The 16,817-nt window shown below is 58.3% G+C and carries 18 protein-coding genes; 5 read left to right on the forward strand and 13 right to left on the reverse strand.

What is annotated here, in order from left to right; translation table 11 throughout:
• Positions 1–6: 6 nt before the first annotated feature.
• The 4 genes from lspA to murJ all read right to left on the reverse strand — a co-directional run bounded on the left by lspA (position 7) and on the right by murJ (position 5,963).
• Positions 7–519, reverse strand: coding sequence for a signal peptidase II (gene lspA, locus AC3WTM_RS05445; RefSeq protein ID WP_102672625.1), 513 nt, complete (start codon positions 517–519; stop codon positions 7–9).
• Positions 512–3,343, reverse strand: a complete 2,832-nt coding sequence (ileS, locus tag AC3WTM_RS05450; RefSeq protein ID WP_102672626.1) for an isoleucine--tRNA ligase — start codon at positions 3,341–3,343, stop codon at positions 512–514. The genes lspA and ileS overlap by 8 nt, the downstream gene beginning before the upstream one ends.
• 13 nt (positions 3,344–3,356) lie before the next feature.
• Positions 3,357–4,295 (reverse strand): bifunctional riboflavin kinase/FAD synthetase, encoded by a 939-nt coding sequence (gene ribF, locus AC3WTM_RS05455; protein ID WP_173677972.1) that lies wholly within the window; start codon positions 4,293–4,295, stop codon positions 3,357–3,359.
• A gap of 129 nt (positions 4,296–4,424) precedes the next feature.
• Complete coding sequence (gene murJ / locus AC3WTM_RS05460) at positions 4,425–5,963, reverse strand: murein biosynthesis integral membrane protein MurJ (RefSeq protein WP_102672628.1); 1,539 nt, start codon at positions 5,961–5,963, stop codon at positions 4,425–4,427.
• Between the two features lie 252 nt (positions 5,964–6,215).
• Here murJ and rpsT point away from each other — a divergent pair, with 252 nt between their 5' ends.
• The gene (gene rpsT / locus AC3WTM_RS05465; protein WP_007970922.1) at positions 6,216–6,494 is read left to right on the forward strand and encodes a 30S ribosomal protein S20; all 279 of its coding nucleotides are present in this window, start codon (positions 6,216–6,218) and stop codon (positions 6,492–6,494) included.
• 181 nt (positions 6,495–6,675) lie between these two features.
• On the opposite strand, the gene AC3WTM_RS05470 is transcribed toward rpsT, so the two are convergent.
• From AC3WTM_RS05470 to rplU, 5 genes are all read right to left on the reverse strand, one after another.
• On the reverse strand, positions 6,676–7,140 hold the full coding sequence (locus tag AC3WTM_RS05470) for a CreA family protein (protein ID WP_085718443.1): 465 nt from the start codon (positions 7,138–7,140) through the stop codon (positions 6,676–6,678).
• 12 nt (positions 7,141–7,152) lie between these two features.
• The gene (gene proB / locus AC3WTM_RS05475) at positions 7,153–8,271 is read right to left on the reverse strand and encodes a glutamate 5-kinase (protein ID WP_102672629.1); all 1,119 of its coding nucleotides are present in this window, start codon (positions 8,269–8,271) and stop codon (positions 7,153–7,155) included.
• Between the two features lie 137 nt (positions 8,272–8,408).
• Positions 8,409–9,632, reverse strand: coding sequence for an Obg family GTPase CgtA (gene cgtA, locus AC3WTM_RS05480; protein ID WP_008052064.1), 1,224 nt, complete (start codon positions 9,630–9,632; stop codon positions 8,409–8,411).
• Positions 9,633–9,827: 195 nt separating this feature from the next.
• A complete protein-coding gene (gene rpmA / locus AC3WTM_RS05485; protein WP_003281574.1) occupies positions 9,828–10,085 on the reverse strand; it encodes a 50S ribosomal protein L27 in 258 nt (85 codons plus the stop codon).
• 35 nt (positions 10,086–10,120) lie between these two features.
• Entirely contained in the window at positions 10,121–10,435 is a 315-nt protein-coding gene (rplU, locus tag AC3WTM_RS05490) for a 50S ribosomal protein L21 (protein ID WP_003176051.1), read from the reverse strand.
• A gap of 239 nt (positions 10,436–10,674) precedes the next feature.
• On the opposite strand from rplU, the gene AC3WTM_RS05495 reads away from it, so the two are divergent.
• The 3 genes from AC3WTM_RS05495 (at position 10,675) to AC3WTM_RS05505 (ending at position 12,649) form a co-directional block, all read left to right on the forward strand.
• Positions 10,675–11,643, forward strand: a complete 969-nt coding sequence (locus AC3WTM_RS05495; RefSeq protein ID WP_102672630.1) for a polyprenyl synthetase family protein — start codon at positions 10,675–10,677, stop codon at positions 11,641–11,643.
• 203 nt (positions 11,644–11,846) lie between these two features.
• The gene (locus AC3WTM_RS05500) at positions 11,847–12,188 is read left to right on the forward strand and encodes a zinc ribbon domain-containing protein YjdM (protein WP_008154270.1); all 342 of its coding nucleotides are present in this window, start codon (positions 11,847–11,849) and stop codon (positions 12,186–12,188) included.
• Between the two features lie 203 nt (positions 12,189–12,391).
• The gene (locus AC3WTM_RS05505; protein WP_008052059.1) at positions 12,392–12,649 is read left to right on the forward strand and encodes a PA4570 family protein; all 258 of its coding nucleotides are present in this window, start codon (positions 12,392–12,394) and stop codon (positions 12,647–12,649) included.
• A gap of 138 nt (positions 12,650–12,787) precedes the next feature.
• On the opposite strand, the gene bamJ is transcribed toward AC3WTM_RS05505, so the two are convergent.
• The 3 genes from bamJ to AC3WTM_RS05520 form a co-directional block, all read right to left on the reverse strand.
• Positions 12,788–13,405 (reverse strand): BamJ family beta-barrel-assembly machinery protein, encoded by a 618-nt coding sequence (gene bamJ, locus AC3WTM_RS05510; protein WP_008022510.1) that lies wholly within the window; start codon positions 13,403–13,405, stop codon positions 12,788–12,790.
• A gap of 121 nt (positions 13,406–13,526) precedes the next feature.
• Positions 13,527–13,817 (reverse strand): DUF6482 family protein, encoded by a 291-nt coding sequence (locus AC3WTM_RS05515; protein ID WP_102672631.1) that lies wholly within the window; start codon positions 13,815–13,817, stop codon positions 13,527–13,529.
• A gap of 135 nt (positions 13,818–13,952) precedes the next feature.
• Positions 13,953–14,441, reverse strand: a complete 489-nt coding sequence (locus AC3WTM_RS05520) for a TIGR00645 family protein (RefSeq protein ID WP_007970904.1) — start codon at positions 14,439–14,441, stop codon at positions 13,953–13,955.
• A 171-nt stretch (positions 14,442–14,612) separates the two neighbouring features.
• Between AC3WTM_RS05520 and AC3WTM_RS05525 the strand changes: the two genes are divergently transcribed.
• Entirely contained in the window at positions 14,613–16,442 is a 1,830-nt protein-coding gene (locus AC3WTM_RS05525; RefSeq protein WP_102672632.1) for a hypothetical protein, read from the forward strand.
• 6 nt (positions 16,443–16,448) lie between these two features.
• Here the strand turns inward: AC3WTM_RS05525 and AC3WTM_RS05530 are convergent, their stop codons facing one another.
• Positions 16,449–16,790 (reverse strand): PA4575 family protein, encoded by a 342-nt coding sequence (locus AC3WTM_RS05530; RefSeq protein ID WP_008052055.1) that lies wholly within the window; start codon positions 16,788–16,790, stop codon positions 16,449–16,451.
• Positions 16,791–16,817: the final 27 nt, after the last annotated feature.

A 16,817-nucleotide genomic window follows, 5' to 3' on the forward strand; every position in this document is an offset into this window, starting at 1 on the left:
ACCTGTTCAGTCATGAACGGTTTCTCCGGTCTTTTTACTTTTGAACATATCCAGTGCCAACATGACAGCACCAACCGTGATTGCGCTGTCGGCAAAGTTGAACGCAGGGAAATACCAGCGATTCTGCCAATGCACCAGAATGAAATCGATCACATGGCCCAGGGCAATGCGGTCATACAGATTGCCCAGCGCGCCGCCGAGCACCAGTGCCAGCGCAACCGCCAGCCAGGTCTCGTGGCGCCCCAGACGCTTGAGCCACACCACCAGCACCACACTGACCACGACTGCGATTAACGCGAACAACCAGCGCTGCCAGCCGGAACTGTCAGCCAGGAAGCTGAACGCCGCACCAGTGTTGTAGGCCAGGGTCCAGCTGAAGTAATCGGGGATGATTACGATCTGCTGGTACATCTGGAGCTTGCCTTCGAAGTAGAACTTGCTGGCCTGGTCGATGACCAGGACCAGCAAACTCAACCAGAGCCAGCTCAGCCGTCCGAAACGGCCAACGGCATTAGGCATAGTGACGGACCTCGCCAGCGCCGCTGATGTTGTCGACGCAACGGCCGCAGATTTCCGGATGCTCCGGGTTCACACCGACGTCTTCACGGCAGTGCCAGCAACGAGCGCACTTGGCGTGGCCCGACTTGACGATTTTCAGCTTCAGGCCGCTGACTTCAGTGACCACGGCATCGGCCGGTGCTTGCACCAATGGCGCAACACTGGCGGTCGAAGTGATCAGTACAAAGCGCAGTTCGTTGCTCAACTTGGCCAGGTCGGCGGTGAGCTCGTCTTCGGCGAACAGTGTCACTTCGGCCTGCAGGTTGCCACCGACAGCCTTGGCTGCACGCTGGATTTCCATTTCCTTGTTGACCGCGACCTTGACCGCCATGATCCGGTCCCAGTAAGCGCGATCCAGCTCAATGCCTTCCGGCAGTTCGCTCAGGCCTTCGTACCAGGTGTTGAGCATGACAGACTCGTTACGCTCGCCCGGCAGGTACTGCCACAGTTCGTCGGCGGTGAACGCCAGGATCGGCGCAATCCAGCGCACCAGCGCCTCGGAGATGTGGAATAGCGCAGTCTGGCACGAACGACGGGCCTTGCTGTCGGCGCCAGTGGTGTACTGACGATCCTTGATGATATCGAGGTAGAAGCCGCCCAGTTCCTGCACGCAGAAGTTGTGGATCTTCGAGTACACGTTCCAGAAGCGGTATTCGCCGTAGTGCTCTTGCAGTTCGCGTTGCAACAGCAGGGTACGGTCCACGGCCCAACGGTCCAGCGCCAGCATTTCTTCGGCCGGCAGCAGGTCGGTGGCCGGGTTGAAGCCGGTCAGGTTCGAAAGCAGGAAACGCGCGGTGTTACGGATACGCCGGTAGGCGTCCGCACTGCGTTGCAGGATCTGCTCGGAAACCGCCATTTCACCCGAATAGTCGGTCGAGGCTACCCACAGACGCATGATGTCGGCACCCAGGGTGTCGTTGACTTTCTGTGGCGCGATCACGTTGCCCAGGGACTTGGACATCTTGCGGCCGGACTCGTCGACCGTGAAGCCGTGAGTCAGCAGTTCGCGATACGGTGCGTGGTTGTCGATGGCGCAACCGGTCAGCAGCGACGAGTGGAACCAGCCACGGTGTTGGTCCGAACCTTCCAGGTACAGGTCGGCGCGCGGGCCGGTTTCGTGACCCATCGGGTGCGAACCGCGCAGAACGTGCCAGTGCGTAGTACCCGAGTCGAACCAGACGTCGAGGGTGTCGCTGATCTTGTCGTACTGCGGCGCTTCATCGCCCAGCAGTTCGGCGGCGTCCAGCTTGAACCAGGCCTCGATGCCTTCGACTTCAACACGCTTGGCAACTTCTTCCATCAGCTCGACGGTTCGTGGGTGCAGTTCGCCGCTTTCCTTGTTCAGGAAGAACGGGATCGGCACGCCCCAGTTGCGCTGACGGGAAATGCACCAGTCCGGACGGTTGGCGATCATCGAGTGCAGACGCGCCTGGCCCCAGGCCGGGACGAACTTGGTGTCTTCGATGGCCTTGAGCGAACGCTGGCGCAGGGTGTCGCCGGTGGTCGGCTGCTTGTCCATGCCGATGAACCACTGCGCGGTGGCGCGGTAGATCAGCGGGGTCTTGTGGCGCCAGCAGTGCATGTAGCTGTGTTCGATGACGGTGGTGTGCAGCAACGCACCGACTTCGGTCAGTTTGTCGACGATGGCCGGATTGGCCTTCCAGATGAACTGGCCGCCGAAGAATTCCAGCGACGGAACGTAAACGCCGTTGCTTTGGACCGGATTGAGGATGTCATCGTTGACCATGCCGTACTTCTTGCAGGTCACGAAGTCGTCCACGCCGTAGGCCGGAGATGAGTGAACCACACCGGTGCCGGCGCCCAGTTCAACGTAGTCGGCCAGGTAAACCGGCGACAGACGGTCGTAGAACGGGTGACGGAAGTTGATCAGTTCCAGCGCTTTACCGGTGGTGGTCGCAACGACCGAGCCTTCCAGCGAGTAGCGCGCCAGGCACGACTCGACCAGTTCTTCAGCCAGCACCAGCAGTTTGTCGCCGACGTCGACCAGGGCGTAGTTGAATTCCGGGTGAACGTTCAGCGCCTGGTTGGCCGGGATGGTCCACGGGGTGGTGGTCCAGATCACGATCGAGGCAGGCTTGGCCAGCGACGGCAGACCGAAAGCGGCAGCCAGCTTGGCTTCATCGGCAATCGGGAAGGCCACGTCGATGGTTGAGGACTTCTTGTTTTCGTACTCGACTTCCGCTTCGGCCAGGGCCGAACCACAGTCGAAGCACCAGTTCACAGGCTTCAAGCCCTTGAACACGAAACCGCCTTTGACGATTTCGGCCAAGGCACGGATTTCACCAGCTTCGTTCTTGAAGTCCATGGTCTTGTACGGGTTGGCGAAGTCGCCCAACACGCCCAGACGGATGAATTCGGACTTCTGCCCTTCGATCTGCTCGGTAGCGTAGGCGCGGCACAGTTCGCGGGTCTTGTCGGCGCCCAGGTTCTTGCCGTGGGTCACTTCGACCTTGTGCTCGATCGGCAGGCCGTGGCAGTCCCAGCCCGGAACATAAGGTGCGTCGAAGCCCGACAGGGTCTTCGAGCGGATGATCATGTCCTTGAGAATCTTGTTCAGCGCATGACCGATGTGAATCGAGCCGTTGGCGTACGGAGGGCCGTCGTGCAATACGAACTTCGGACGATCCTTGCCAATCTCGCGCAACTTTCCGTACAGGCCAATACTGTCCCAGCGCTGCAGGATCTGCGGTTCGCGCTGTGGCAGGCCGGCCTTCATTGGGAAGGCGGTGTCCGGAAGGTTTAGCGTGGCTTTATAGTCGGTCATTTAAGGCTCTTCATTAGCGATGGGCGCTAGGTGCGGCTAGTGCACGGGCGGCGGCGACATCCGCGTTGATCGCCGTTTTCAACGCCTCCAGAGAGGCGAAACGCTGCTCTTCACGCAGCTTGTGGTGGAAAACCACCGTTAAACGCCGGTCATACAGATCGCCGGCAAAATCTAAAAGATGTATTTCGAGGTGGGCCTTGCCATCACCTTGTACCGTTGGCCGCACGCCGATATTGGCGACGCCTGGCCAGGTCTTGCCGTCGATGTCGACGTTGACCAGGTAAACCCCGGAAAGCGGAACGCGACGGCGCTTGAGTTGTATGTTGGCCGTGGGCGTACCCAACTGGCGAGCCAGCTTCTGGCCGTGGAGTACCCGCCCGGTAATCTGGAACGGCCGACCCAGCAGCCGCTCGGCCAAGGCAAAATCAGCTGCGGCCAGGGCATTGCGGACCTGAGTGCTGCTGACGCGAATACCATCCAGCTCAACGGTTTGCGCCGCCTCGACGGTAAAACCCTGAACGATACCGGCCTGTTGCAGGAAATCGAAATCTCCCGCGCGGTCACAGCCGAAACGGAAGTCATCCCCGACCTCCAGGTGCTGGACGCCAAGACCATCGACCAGAATGGTATCGACGAACTCACTGGCACTGAGCTTGCTCAGGCGCTGGTTGAAAGCCAGGCACAGAACACGGTCGACGCCTTCGGCAGCCAGCAATTGCAGCTTGTCCCTCAGGCGGGCCAGACGGGCCGGCGCGGTGTCCGGAGCGAAAAACTCTCGCGGTTGCGGCTCGAAAATCACCACGCAGCTGGGCACGCCCAACTCGAGCGCACGCTCACGCAGGCGCGCCAGGATAGCCTGGTGGCCGCGGTGTACACCGTCAAAGTTGCCAATAGTGGCGACACAGCCCCGATGCCGGGGGCGCAGATTGTGGAGGCCTCGAACCAGCTGCATAACGCGCTTCTTGCTCATAAAGTGGTCGATTATAACCACACCCGGCGGCCGACGACAGGCAACACCGTAACCCAAAGTGATCGAGCCGACAAAACCGCCGGCTCGCCCGTGTTTATCAAGGCCAGAACCTCAGCCCAGCGCCTTGCGATTGAAGTCGCGCAAACGGAAGCCCATCAACATTAACATGCCGAAATAAGCCACCACACCGGCAACTACCAAGGCCCCCAGACGCAGGAAACGCTCAAGCATCTGCCCCTCGCCCCAGGCCGGCATGAAATGCATCCCTGCCAGCAACACGCCAGACATCACCGCTACCGCAACCACCAACTTGAAGCCGAACTTTGCCCAGCCCGGTTGCGGCTGGTACATCTGCTGTTTACGCAGCTGATAGAAGAGCAGCCCTGCATTGAGGCAGGCACCGGCGCTGATGGCGAGCGCCAGGCCCGCGTGAGCCAGCGGACCGATCAGCAACAGGTTGAACAACTGAGTGACGACCAACGTGAAAATTGCGATTTTTACCGGTGTGCGGATGTTTTGTTGCGCATAAAAGCCCGGCGCGAGCACTTTGATCACGATAATCCCGAGCAAACCAACGGAATAGGCGACCAACGCGCGCTGAGTCATGGCCGCATCATGGGCATCAAACTGACCGTACTGGAACAGTGAAACCGTCAACGGCTCGGCCAGAATCCCCAGCGCGAAGGCGCAAGGCAATACCAGCACGAAGCAAAGACGCAGGCCCCAATCGAGGATGCGTGAGTATTCGTGGCGATCCTTGCTGGCGTAAGTCTTGGCCAGAGTCGGTAGCAGAATCGTCCCCAGCGCCACACCCAACACGCCGGATGGCAACTCCATCAAACGGTCGGCGTAGTACATCCAGGACACGGAACCTGCGACCAGGAACGAAGCGAAAATCGTATTGATGATCAGCGAGATCTGGCTCACCGACACCCCGAGAATCGCCGGCAACATCTGTTTCATCACCCGCCAGACGCCGCTGTCGCGCAGGTTCAGACGCGGCAACACCAGCATGCCGATCTTTTTCAGGTGCGGCAGTTGATAGAGCAACTGTGCCAGTCCACCCACCAGCACCGCCCAACCGAGCGCCATTACGGGCGGATCGAAGTACGGTGTCAGGAACAACGCAAAAATAATCATGCTGACGTTGAGCAGCGTCGGCACGAATGCCGGGACCGAAAAACGGTTCCAGGTGTTGAGGATCGCACCCGCCAGCGACGACAGGGAAATCAGCAATATGTAAGGAAAGGTCACCCGCAACAGGCTAGTGGTCAGCTCGAACTTCTCGGGAGTATCGATGAAACCCGGCGCGGTCACCCAGATGACCCACGGGGCGGCAATCATGCCCAACGCCGTGACGAGTGCCAGCACCAGCGTCAGCAGGCCGGAAACATAGGCAATGAAGGTTCGCGTCGCCTCATCCCCTTTCTGGCTTTTATATTCGGCAAGAATCGGTACGAATGCCTGGGAAAACGCCCCTTCGGCAAAAATCCGCCGCAACAGATTGGGCAGTTTGAAGGCGATGAAGAAGGCGTCTGTCGCCATTCCCGCGCCGAATGCACGCGCAATAAGGGTGTCACGAACAAATCCCAAAACCCGGGAAAGCATCGTGATAGAGCTGACGGCGGCCAACGATTTGAGCAGATTCATTGAAAGAGTTTGTGCCTGTCGATAAACAGCAGGCGAACTACGCGCCCACTTATGCGATACTCCGCGCCGCAACAGCACAGAGCCAAAGCTCGCGAGTTTACAGGTCGCACGCTGGAAAGAAATATCCAGAGGTGTAGCACCTACCACTTAGCGGAACGTCTCAACCGCCCTTGACAAGACCTCAACTCATCGGCATGATTCGCGGCCTATTTTGTTTGCTATTTCCTAAAAAGTCTTTCGAGGAGCTCGACGGTGGCCAACTCACCTTCCGCCAAAAAACGTGCAAAACAGGCTGAGAAGCGTCGCAGCCACAACGCCAGCCTGCGTTCCATGGTTCGTACCTACATCAAGAATGTAGTTAAGGCCATCGACGCAAAAGACGCTGCCAAAGCTCAAGCTGCTTACGTTCTGGCTGTGCCAGTTATCGACCGTATGGCCGATAAAGGCATCATCCACAAGAACAAGGCCGCTCGTCATAAGAGCCGCCTGAATGGCCACGTGAAGGCCCTGAACGTTGCCGCTGCTGCCTAAGCGACTCGTTCATTAAAAAACCGACCTCAGGGTCGGTTTTTTATTGCCTGCGATTTGATGGACACATAAAAAACTGTGGGAGCGAGCTTGCTCGCGATAGCGGATATCCAGCCATTGCAGATGCTGAATGTTAATCCGTCTTCGCGAGCAAGCTCACTCCCACAGTTTGAATTGCGTCAGATTATTGGGCGCTCGCCCACGGCAAAATCGGAATCGCCGTCACCGCATTCTGCGGACTGCCCTCGATCAGGCGATCGCTGTACACCAGATACACCAGCGTATTGCGCTTTTTGTCGAGGAAGCGCACCACCTGCATGGTCTTGAACACCAGGGACGTGCGCTCCTTGAACACCTCATCACCATCCTTGAGCTCACCCTTGAAACTGATCGGTCCGACCTGCCGGCAAGCGATAGACGCTTCGGCACGATCTTCGGCCAAACCAAGACCACCCTTCACCCCACCGGTCTTGGCGCGCGACAGATAGCAGGTCACGCCGTCGACCTTGGGATCATCAAAGGCCTCGACCACAATCCGGTCATTCGGCCCGACGAACTTGAACACCGTCGACACCTGACCGATCTCTTCGGCCGACGCCAGCAGCGGCATCGCCAACAGCAATCCCAACAATCCTTTTGCCACGCGCATTCAGGTATTCCTTCAGACCAGGATCAGGTTATCGCGGTGAACCAGCTCCGGTTCCGCCATGTAACCCAACAGACCGACAATCGCCTCAGACGACTGACCGATGATTTTTTGCGCCTCTAGCGCACTATAGTTGGCCAGGCCACGGGCAATCTCGCGACCGTCCGGCGCCACGCAAACCACCATCTCGCCACGACGGAAGCTGCCCTGCACCAATTTGACCCCAACCGGCAGCAAGCTCTTGTTGCCCTGAGACAACGCAGCCACCGCACCCGCATCCAGCACCAGGGTGCCACGGGTTTGCAGATGACCGGCCAGCCACTGCTTGCGCGCCGCCAACATGCCGCGCTCCGGCGACAGCAGGGTGCCGATGCGCTCGCCCGCCTTGAGGCGATCCAACACACGCTCAAGCCGCCCACCAACGATAATGGTGTGAGCACCGGAACGGGCCGCCAGACGCGCAGCACGCAATTTGGTCTGCATACCACCACGCCCCAGCGCACCACCGGTGCCACCCGCCACCGCGTCGAGCGCCGGATCATCGGCGCGCGCCTCGTAAATCAGCTGGGCATCCGGATTGTTGCGCGGATCAGCATCGAACATTCCGTCGCGATCCGTCAGGATCACCAGCAAGTCCGCCTCGACCAGGTTCGCCACCAGCGCCGCCAGGGTGTCGTTGTCGCCAAAACGGATTTCGTCGGTGACCACGGTGTCATTCTCGTTGATCACCGGGATAACCTTCAGCTCGACCAGCGCACGCAAGGTGCTGCGGGCATTCAGGTAGCGCTTGCGATCGGACAAGTCGTCGTGAGTCAGGAGAATCTGCGCGGTATGCCGACCATGCTTGGCGAAGCTCGACTCCCAGGCCTGCACCAACCCCATCTGGCCGATTGCGGCGGCAGCCTGAAGTTCGTGCATCGCACTGGGTCGCGAGGTCCAGCCCAAACGGCTCATACCGGCCGCCACCGCCCCGGAGGACACCAGCACCAGCTCGACACCCGCCTCATGCAAGGCCACCATCTGCTCAACCCAGACACCCATTGCCGCGCGATCCAGGCCCTTGCCGTCCGCCGTCAGCAAAGCGCTGCCGATCTTCACGACCCAACGCTGCGCACCTGTCACCTTGCTCCGCATCATCTTCAACCTTAGCTTGAGGGCTGCACGACCTAGCACCGCCCGTGACATTATTCGTGGTTATTCGTGACCAACGATCGATTTCCAGATACCAAAACGCCGCTCGATTGAGCGGCGCTTAAGTTTATCGCAACGAATCAGTCACGCACGTAAATGATTTCCGGACCGTCTTCGTCATCCACATCTTCTTCGTCCCAATCATCGTCGCCGATGTCGTGGACCGACTTCACGCCGCTGCGACGCAGGGCACGCTTGTCATCCAGCGCCTGCAGTTGCGCGCGAGCTTCGTCTTCGATGCGCTGATCGAGATCAGCCAACTCTTCCTTGTAGGCCGGGTCATTGGCCAGGCGATCGGCACGATCTTCCATGTAACGCATGATGTCGTGGCACAGACGCTCGGTACCGAGCTTGGAGATGGCCGAGATCACATAGACCGGACCAGTCCATTCCAGGCGATCAACGATTTCCTTGACGCGAGCATCATGCTCTTCATCAAGGATCTGGTCACACTTGTTCAGGACCAGCCAGCGATCACGCTCCGCCAGGGACGGGCTGAACTTGATCAACTCGTTGACGATCACTTCAGCGGCATCCGGTGCACTGGCATCATCCAGCGGCGCCATGTCCACGAGGTGCAGCAGCAGACGCGTACGCGCCAAGTGCTTGAGGAATCGAATGCCCAGACCAGCACCTTCGGAAGCGCCTTCGATCAAACCCGGAATATCGGCAATGACGAAGCTCTTCCAGCGATCGACGCTGACCACACCCAGGTTCGGCACCAGCGTGGTGAACGGGTAGTCGGCAACTTTCGGCTTGGCAGCCGAAACCGAACGGATAAAGGTACTTTTACCGGCGTTCGGCAAACCCAGCAGACCCACGTCAGCCAGTACTTTCATTTCCAGCTTCAGGTCACGCTGCTCGCCCGGTTTGCCCGGAGTGGTCTGGCGCGGCGCACGGTTGGTACTGGATTTGAAACGGGTGTTGCCCAGACCGTGCCAGCCGCCCTGCACCACCATCAACTTCTGACCAGCCTTGGTCAGGTCGCCGATGACTTCCTGAGTCGCGGAGTCGATCACCGTGGTGCCGACCGGAACGCGCAGGATCAGGTCTTCACCCTTCTTGCCGGTGCAGTCAGTGCTGCCGCCGTTGGAGCCACGCTCGGCATCGAAGTGCCGGGTGTAACGGTAGTCCACCAGGGTGTTGAGGTTTTCGTCGGCCATCATGTAGATGGAACCGCCGTCACCGCCATCACCACCGTTCGGACCACCGTTCTCGATAAATTTTTCCCGACGGAAACTCATGGCGCCATTACCGCCATCACCAGCCTTTACGCGAATCGATACTTCATCAACAAACTTCATAACAAACGCCTCTCGCCATACGGACGAGCCGAAAAACAATCAAGACATAAGACTCTTGCAAAAATGAGCGCAGCGACCCTTAACCACGATACCTACATCGTACGCCGACAGCCCATACAAACAGCTTTGCAAGAGACTCACCCCACAAACGAAAAAGCCCCGTCGCGAGACAGGGCTTTTCCAGCGATCACGCAATTAAGCTGCGACTACGCTCACGTAACGACGACCGAAGGCGCCCTTTACTTCGAACTTGATCACGCCTTCGACTTTAGCGAAGAGGGTGTGATCTTTACCCATGCCAACGCCGTAGCCAGCGTGGAATTGGGTGCCGCGCTGACGCACGATGATGTTGCCTGCTTTGATAGCCTGGCCGCCATACATCTTCACGCCAAGGCGTTTGGCTTCTGAGTCGCGACCGTTACGGGTACTACCACCAGCTTTTTTGTGTGCCATGAGTTCAATTCTCCTAGTGAGGAATTAGGCTGTAATTAAGCCTGAATACCGGTGATTTTGATCTCGGTGTACCACTGGCGGTGGCCCATACGCTTCATGTGATGCTTACGGCGACGGAACTTGATGATGCGGACTTTATCGTGACGACCTTGGGAGATCACTTCAGCCACAACGGTAGCGCCAGCAACAACTGGAGCGCCGATATTCACGTCGTCACCGTTGGCAACCAACAGAACGCGATCAAAGGTAACGGATTCGCCGGTAGCGATTTCCAGTTTTTCGATCTTCAGGTATTCACCTGGGGCGACTTTGTACTGCTTGCCGCCAGTAACGATTACTGCATAAGACATGGTATTTCTCCGATAATCCTGCTCACCCAGCTCTTTATAAGAAGAGGTATTGGCTGGCATGGCTGCATGGGGCTGGAGGCCCGTTTGCAATTGCGTAAGGCAGGTGCTGCCCAGGAAGTTCAGGGTGCGCGATTGTACGCAAGCCACGCTAGCCTTGCAAGAGGCCGTCCATCGCGCCTTGACACCTGCAAGCGTGGGTCCTAGCATGCCGCGCAACCCTTCTGGAGCGACTGTCGCTGATGCAACCCCAAGCTTTCTACCGCGCGGTGGCGGACGATTTTAGCGCCGTCGACGGCATCATCAAGAAGCAGCTGACTTCCCGAGTGCCGCTGGTATCGAAAATCGGCGATTACATTACCTCGGCCGGCGGCAAACGCCTGCGCCCTTTATTGGTGTTGCTGTGTGGCAAGGCTCTTGGCCGTGAGGGCGACGAACTGCGTCTGCTGGCCGCGACCATCGAGTTCCTGCACACCGCCACCCTGCTGCATGACGATGTGGTCGACATGTCCGGCATGCGCCGTGGCCGCTCGACCGCCAACGCCATGTGGGGCAACGCGCCAAGCGTACTGGTCGGTGACTTCCTGTATTCGCGCTCCTTCGAAATGATGGTCGAGCTGGGCTCCATGCCAGTGATGAAGATCCTTTCGCAAGCCACGCGCATCATCGCCGAAGGCGAAGTATTGCAGCTGTCGAAGGTGCGGGACGCCAGCACCACCGAAGAAACCTACATGGAAGTCATCCGCGGCAAGACCGCGATGCTCTTCGAAGCCTCGACCCACAGCGCCGCCGCCCTGTGCCAGGCCACGCCAGAACAGGCCGAAGCCCTGCGTACATTCGGTGATCACTTGGGCGTGGCCTTCCAACTGGTCGACGACCTGCTCGACTACAAAGGCGACGCCGAAACCCTGGGCAAGAACGTCGGTGACGATCTGGCCGAAGGCAAGCCGACCCTGCCACTGATCTACACCATGCGCGAAGGTACGCCGGAACAGGCAGCCCTGGTGCGCAAGGCGATCCAGAAAGGCGGAATCGAAGACCTGGAAAGCATCCGCGAAGCCGTGGAAGCCTCGGGCTCGCTGGAGTACACCGCGCAACTGGCACGCGATTATGTGGCACGCGCAATCCAGTGTCTCGAAGCGTTGCCTGCCAGCGAATACCGCGACGCACTGGTTGAACTGAGCGAGTTCGCGGTCGCGCGTACGCACTGACAACGCTGCAAGCCCCCTGTGGGAGCGAGCTTGCTCGCGATTAGGCACTTACATTCAACATTGTTGTTGACTGAAAGGACGCCATCGCGAGCAAGCTCGCTCCCACAGGTTTGTTCCCCACAGGTTTTCCTGCGCTGCCCCCCTCCCTGCTAAAACCCTATATAATGTGCGCTTTTTCGCGATCCTGAATCCAAGGAGCCTTAGTGAGCACGTTGCCACCCTGCCCAAAATGCAATTCCGAATACACCTATGAAGACGGCGCCCAGCTGATCTGTCCCGAGTGCGCCCACGAGTGGTCCGCCAGCGGTGAAGCCGAAGCGGTGTCCGATGACACAGTGAAAAAGGATTCGGTCGGCAACGTCCTGCAAGACGGCGACACCATCACCGTGATCAAGGACCTCAAGGTCAAGGGTACGTCTTTGGTGGTCAAGGTCGGCACCAAGGTCAAGAACATCCGCCTGTGCGATGGCGATCACGACATCGACTGCAAGATCGACGGCATCGGCCCGATGAAACTCAAGTCCGAGTTCGTCAGAAAAGTCTGAGCCTGCTGTTATCCATCCCGCGCCTGGCGCGGGATGGCGCCCCCCCTCCCCTGCTTCGCCCAGTAATTCCTCGCAATAGCCAAACGCCAGTCCTTTTGACCTGACGCAATCTTTACCCGGAAAAAAGCGTAAACCGCCAATAGGCCCTTGCTATTTGATGAATAAGAATTATTCTCATAAAGCCTTCAATGGAGATGAGAACCATGACTTATCTGATCGATGCCTGGCTGGACCGCCCACACCCTTACCTCAGGATCCTGCATCGGGAAACCGGGGAAGTCTGCGCAGTGCTTGAAGAAGAAGCCTTGAGCGAACTGCAGGACCAAGGTGATCTTGACCTCAATGGCCTGAGCTCCAGCGAGCCGGTGGTGCTCAAGGAACTGGTGCGTAATCTGTTTCTGTTCTGCTATGCCCGGGCGTTGCGCCCGCACAGTGAACTGCACCACAAGATCGAAATATGAAAAAAGCTGCAAAATTTTGTAGGAGCGAGCTTGCTCGCGAAGAACTCAAACACACCGCGTTCATTCAGGATGGCCGCGTTATCGTTAACGCCCATCGCGAGCAAGCTCGCTCCTACAGGTACAGGTAATCAGCGGGTCTTACAGAACGTCGAGCAGTTCGACGTCGAACACCAGTACGCTGTGCGGCGGAATGCTGCCAACGCCTTGAGCGCCGTAAGCCAGTTCGCTCGGCACGTACAGGCGCCATTTGCTGCCGGCGTTCATCAGTTGCAGGGCTTCGGTCCAGCCGGCGATCACGCCACCAACCGGGAATTCCGCAGGCTGGCCGCGCTCGTAGGAGCTGTCGAACACTGTGCCGTCGATCAGGGTGCCGTGGTAATGAGTACGCACGGAGTCTTCACGGGATGGCTTGGCGCCTTCGCCAGCGGTCAGGACTTCGAACTGCAGACCGGAAGCCAGGGTGGTGATACCTTCACGCTTGGCGTTTTCAGCCAGGAAGGCCAGGCCTTCACCAGCAGCCGCTTCAGCCTTGGCTGCAGCTTCGGCCTGCATGATTTCGCGAATGACCTTGAAGCTGGCGGACATTTCTTCCTGACCCACACGGCTTGGTTTGCCGGCGAATGCGTCGGTCAGACCTGCCAGGATCGCGTCCAGGCTTACGCCCGGTGGCGGGTTGTCGCGCAGTTGGTCGCCCAGCTGACGGCCAATACCGTAGCTGACGCGGGTTTCGTCGGTGGACAGATTTACTTCGGACATGACACTGCTCCGCTGTGCGGACGGCTCGGGAACTTGCCATGCGTGCACAGCGCGTCCCGGAGCGCCCGGAACCAAAAGGGCCAGCAGACTAGCACAGATGTCATGTCATTGATGAGGGACCTCAGGCGATCGGCACCTTCAGGTTTTCCTCAACATCGGCAGCCAGCCCGCACATTTCGTCATGCACGACCGTGTGCACAAGGTTGAAGTGCAACTTCGGAAAGGAGCGCAGCACATCACGGGCATGCTCCACCGAGCGCAACTGCATCGTGTGACCTGGCGTATCGTTCAAGGGATACGCCGCTCCGTGCATACGCGCTTCAAGCAGGTAAATGCCTCCCTCCATGGAGATCAGGTTCAACTCATCGACCTTCCCGGCGACGGCATACGCATTCAACTCTTGCAGGTTCATGAACGCACCTCATGCAGTGGCGTGCCAATACCCTTACAGGGATATGCCTCGGTGCATCAAAGCACAAGCCACAAACGACGCCGCCCGTCTGTTTTGCAACAGACGGGCGGCGTGTTTCATGAGGCCGGCAATGGATCAGTGCTTGGTGACTTTATCCAGGTAACCCATGGCGAAGGCCGAGACCACGAAGGTCATGTGGATGATCACGTACCACTGCAAATGCTCGGGATCAACGTTCTTGGCGTCCATGAAGATGCGCAGCAGGTGAATGGACGAGATCGCCACGATCGATGCGGCGACCTTCATCTTCAGCGACGAAGAGTCCATGGTGCCCAGCCAGTTGAGCTTTTCCTTGGAGTCATCGATGTCCAGTTGCGAGACGAAGTTCTCGTAGCCGGAAATCATCACCATCACCAGCAAGCCGCCCACCAGGGCCATGTCGATCAGCGACAGCAGCACCAGGATCAAGTCCGATTCGGCCATCGAAAACACGTTCGGGATGACGTGGAAGACTTCCTGGAAGAATTTCAGTGCCAGCGCCAGCAGCCCGAGGGACAGGCCGAAATAGATCGGTGCCAGCAGCCAGCGCGAGGCGTACATTGCATTTTCGATAAAGCGTTCCATTGAATCTCACACGTTGGACTGGAAATGGCGGCGAGTATACCAGCCACCCATCCATACCCAGAAGCAGCCAGAAACCGTCGGAAAATCCGTCACCTGCGCCTGTGTATCAAAGTTTTTCTGCTAGTGTCCAAATCATTGACTGCTCAGTGATGTCGGACAGGAAGACTGGAAATGGATGTGCAATTGCCTTTGACGAGTGCCGGAATTTGCCTGGCGCTGCTGCTGAGCGGCTGCTCACCCAGCGAAGAAAAACGCCAGGTCAGCCTCGAAGAAAAAACCGCGCAGTTCGAAAAGTCGTTGGACGCCATTCAGGATCCGAAGCTCAAGGATGCCGTGTCGGAGCTGGGTGGCTCACTGCTGTTGCTCGAACGCGCGCAACTCAAGCTCGACAGCAAGCCGGTGGAAACCGAATACAGCGAAGACGCCCTCGCCATGCTCAAGCACTACCCGAGCCCGCAGGCCCTGGTCGACACCTACATCAACGGGTTGTTCGTGCTGCAAAAGGACTCCAGTTCCGACTATCTGATCGATCTGCAGCCAGTGTTCCCCTTCACGTTCAGCGTTCCTGCCGCGTTTTTGTTTCCCCATGGTCTGGAATGGCAGTCGGTCACGTTAAGCAACAAACGGGTGATTCCATTCCAGCCGGAATGGTCGGAAACAGACCCCGGCATTCAGCTCAGCCCATCGAGCTCCAACCTGACCAACCCCGATGACCTGACCGTGGCCTACCCCTTCATCGAAGGCCTCGACATTGACAGAAAGCAGCAACCGCAACCGGTGAGCCTGCAAGGCAACGTCGAAGTCATCGCGCCACGCCGCCTCTACAGCTTCGACCTGACGAAAAAGGACGTAGGTCAGACCCGCACCAATGACAACCTGAGCGTCACCCTCCTCACATTGACGAACAACTACGCGGAAATCGAATACAACAACAGCACGCCGCTGGCCCCCGAAGTCAGTGAAACACCGCTAAACCCGCTGATCGTCCAGGCCCGGGACAGCACCGGGCAATTCATTGCGCGCGCTGGTTCAATCAACGAAACCTCGGTACAAATTGCCTTCTATCAGCAGCAACTGGCCAAGATGCAGCAGCAAAAGAGCTGGAGCGAAGCCCTGGAAAGGCAGCTCGACGAAGAACAACGCAACTTTGAGAAACAGCAGGCTCGACATTATTCGAAGGTGTACTTCAACGGGACGATCGAAACTCTCGAAGTCAGCATGCTGGATTTTTCTACCGTCACGGTCACCCGAAAGGACCTCGACCTGCCGATCCGGCGCTTCGATGCCTATACCACGGACAAGTCCATCCAGCCCTTGAACCTGTCCGTTGTGGTCTATGACGACCAGGCGGCGGGCTGGCTGAAAGGGGCAACGCTGAGTGAGGATCAGCTGAAAAAGAACGTCAGCATCAGTCAATCGGTCGACGACCCCAGCGCTGCGCGAATCGAATTCACTCACCTGCGTACCTTCAACGATGAACTGCTCGGCACATCGTTCAACCCCGGTGAAAGTCCGGTGAGCTTCTTTACCGAAGACACTCGTGGCAATCGCGACGAGCCGATCGAACTGCCGTCAGAGGCATACCAGATCGATCCCCTGCGCGGCACCATCACTTACGATCTGAATCTGTTTCCACAAACCCCGGCCTATGCGGTGGGCTCGATGCCGTTGTTCCTGGCCACGGTCGACAAGCAAACCGTCGAAGCCCATCAACTGCCCAAGGGCCTCGCGTTCAAAGACAATGCACTGGTGGTGGACCTTAAGGTATTTCCGACCCAGGACTGGCGCTTTTTCGCCAAGGACGACAGCGGTAGTTACTTGAAGGAGACTCTATCGGTCAGTCACGGCGCGAGCGCACAGGGGCCGGCGCAGTTTGCCGTGCATTACTTCTACGGACAGCCTACGCGCCTGGAAACCTATCAGCGCACTGATCTCACCACCGTGCAATATGGTTTCGAAGTCAAACTCGACAAGGCCGACATGACGCGCCTTGATCAATAGTGCCACTCAGTGCTCGGGGTGAAACTCGAAGCCGCCCATATTTCGGCAGCGACCACCGTTGATTTCCCGCAGTTGGGCTTGCAGGTGCAGGCACCAGATTTGCGGATCGTCGGCCAACTCGTAGCCGTGCAGGGTCAGGCTTTCAACGATGGTGTCGAGGATTGATTCAGCGACGAACGGACCGTGGAACGGGCCTTGGGCCTTGATGGCCGAAGGTTGTTCACCGGCCATTCCGGCGGCGAACAGCAGAGTCCACATGCCCGTATCTCCCGCCAATGGGCGGATGGCACATTCGATACGGGTCACAAGGCCCAGGCATTGACGGGTGAGGCAGAGGTTGCGCGACATGGCGGCGACCCTCGGTAGATCCGGTGT

It is taken from the genome of Pseudomonas sp. EU05-FHT14B02 (genome assembly GCF_058791055.1).

Coding starts and splice junctions, on each gene's coding strand:
- AC3WTM_RS05495 (WP_102672630.1), top strand. CDS start 10,675: ATGCAACCCCAAGCTTTCTACCGCGCGGTGGCGGACGATTTTAGCGCC.
- AC3WTM_RS05515 (WP_102672631.1), bottom strand. CDS start 13,817: ATGAACCTGCAAGAGTTGAATGCGTATGCCGTCGCCGGGAAGGTCGAT.
- ribF (WP_173677972.1), bottom strand. CDS start 4,295: ATGCAGCTGGTTCGAGGCCTCCACAATCTGCGCCCCCGGCATCGGGGC.
- lspA (WP_102672625.1), bottom strand. CDS start 519: ATGCCTAATGCCGTTGGCCGTTTCGGACGGCTGAGCTGGCTCTGGTTG.
- proB (WP_102672629.1), bottom strand. CDS start 8,271: ATGCGGAGCAAGGTGACAGGTGCGCAGCGTTGGGTCGTGAAGATCGGC.
- AC3WTM_RS05520 (WP_007970904.1), bottom strand. CDS start 14,441: ATGGAACGCTTTATCGAAAATGCAATGTACGCCTCGCGCTGGCTGCTG.
- AC3WTM_RS05470 (WP_085718443.1), bottom strand. CDS start 7,140: ATGCGCGTGGCAAAAGGATTGTTGGGATTGCTGTTGGCGATGCCGCTG.
- murJ (WP_102672628.1), bottom strand. CDS start 5,963: ATGAATCTGCTCAAATCGTTGGCCGCCGTCAGCTCTATCACGATGCTT.
- AC3WTM_RS05525 (WP_102672632.1), top strand. CDS start 14,613: ATGGATGTGCAATTGCCTTTGACGAGTGCCGGAATTTGCCTGGCGCTG.
- cgtA (WP_008052064.1), bottom strand. CDS start 9,632: ATGAAGTTTGTTGATGAAGTATCGATTCGCGTAAAGGCTGGTGATGGC.
- rplU (WP_003176051.1), bottom strand. CDS start 10,435: ATGTCTTATGCAGTAATCGTTACTGGCGGCAAGCAGTACAAAGTCGCC.
- ileS (WP_102672626.1), bottom strand. CDS start 3,343: ATGACCGACTATAAAGCCACGCTAAACCTTCCGGACACCGCCTTCCCA.
- rpmA (WP_003281574.1), bottom strand. CDS start 10,085: ATGGCACACAAAAAAGCTGGTGGTAGTACCCGTAACGGTCGCGACTCA.
- AC3WTM_RS05530 (WP_008052055.1), bottom strand. CDS start 16,790: ATGTCGCGCAACCTCTGCCTCACCCGTCAATGCCTGGGCCTTGTGACC.
- AC3WTM_RS05505 (WP_008052059.1), top strand. CDS start 12,392: ATGACTTATCTGATCGATGCCTGGCTGGACCGCCCACACCCTTACCTC.
- bamJ (WP_008022510.1), bottom strand. CDS start 13,405: ATGTCCGAAGTAAATCTGTCCACCGACGAAACCCGCGTCAGCTACGGT.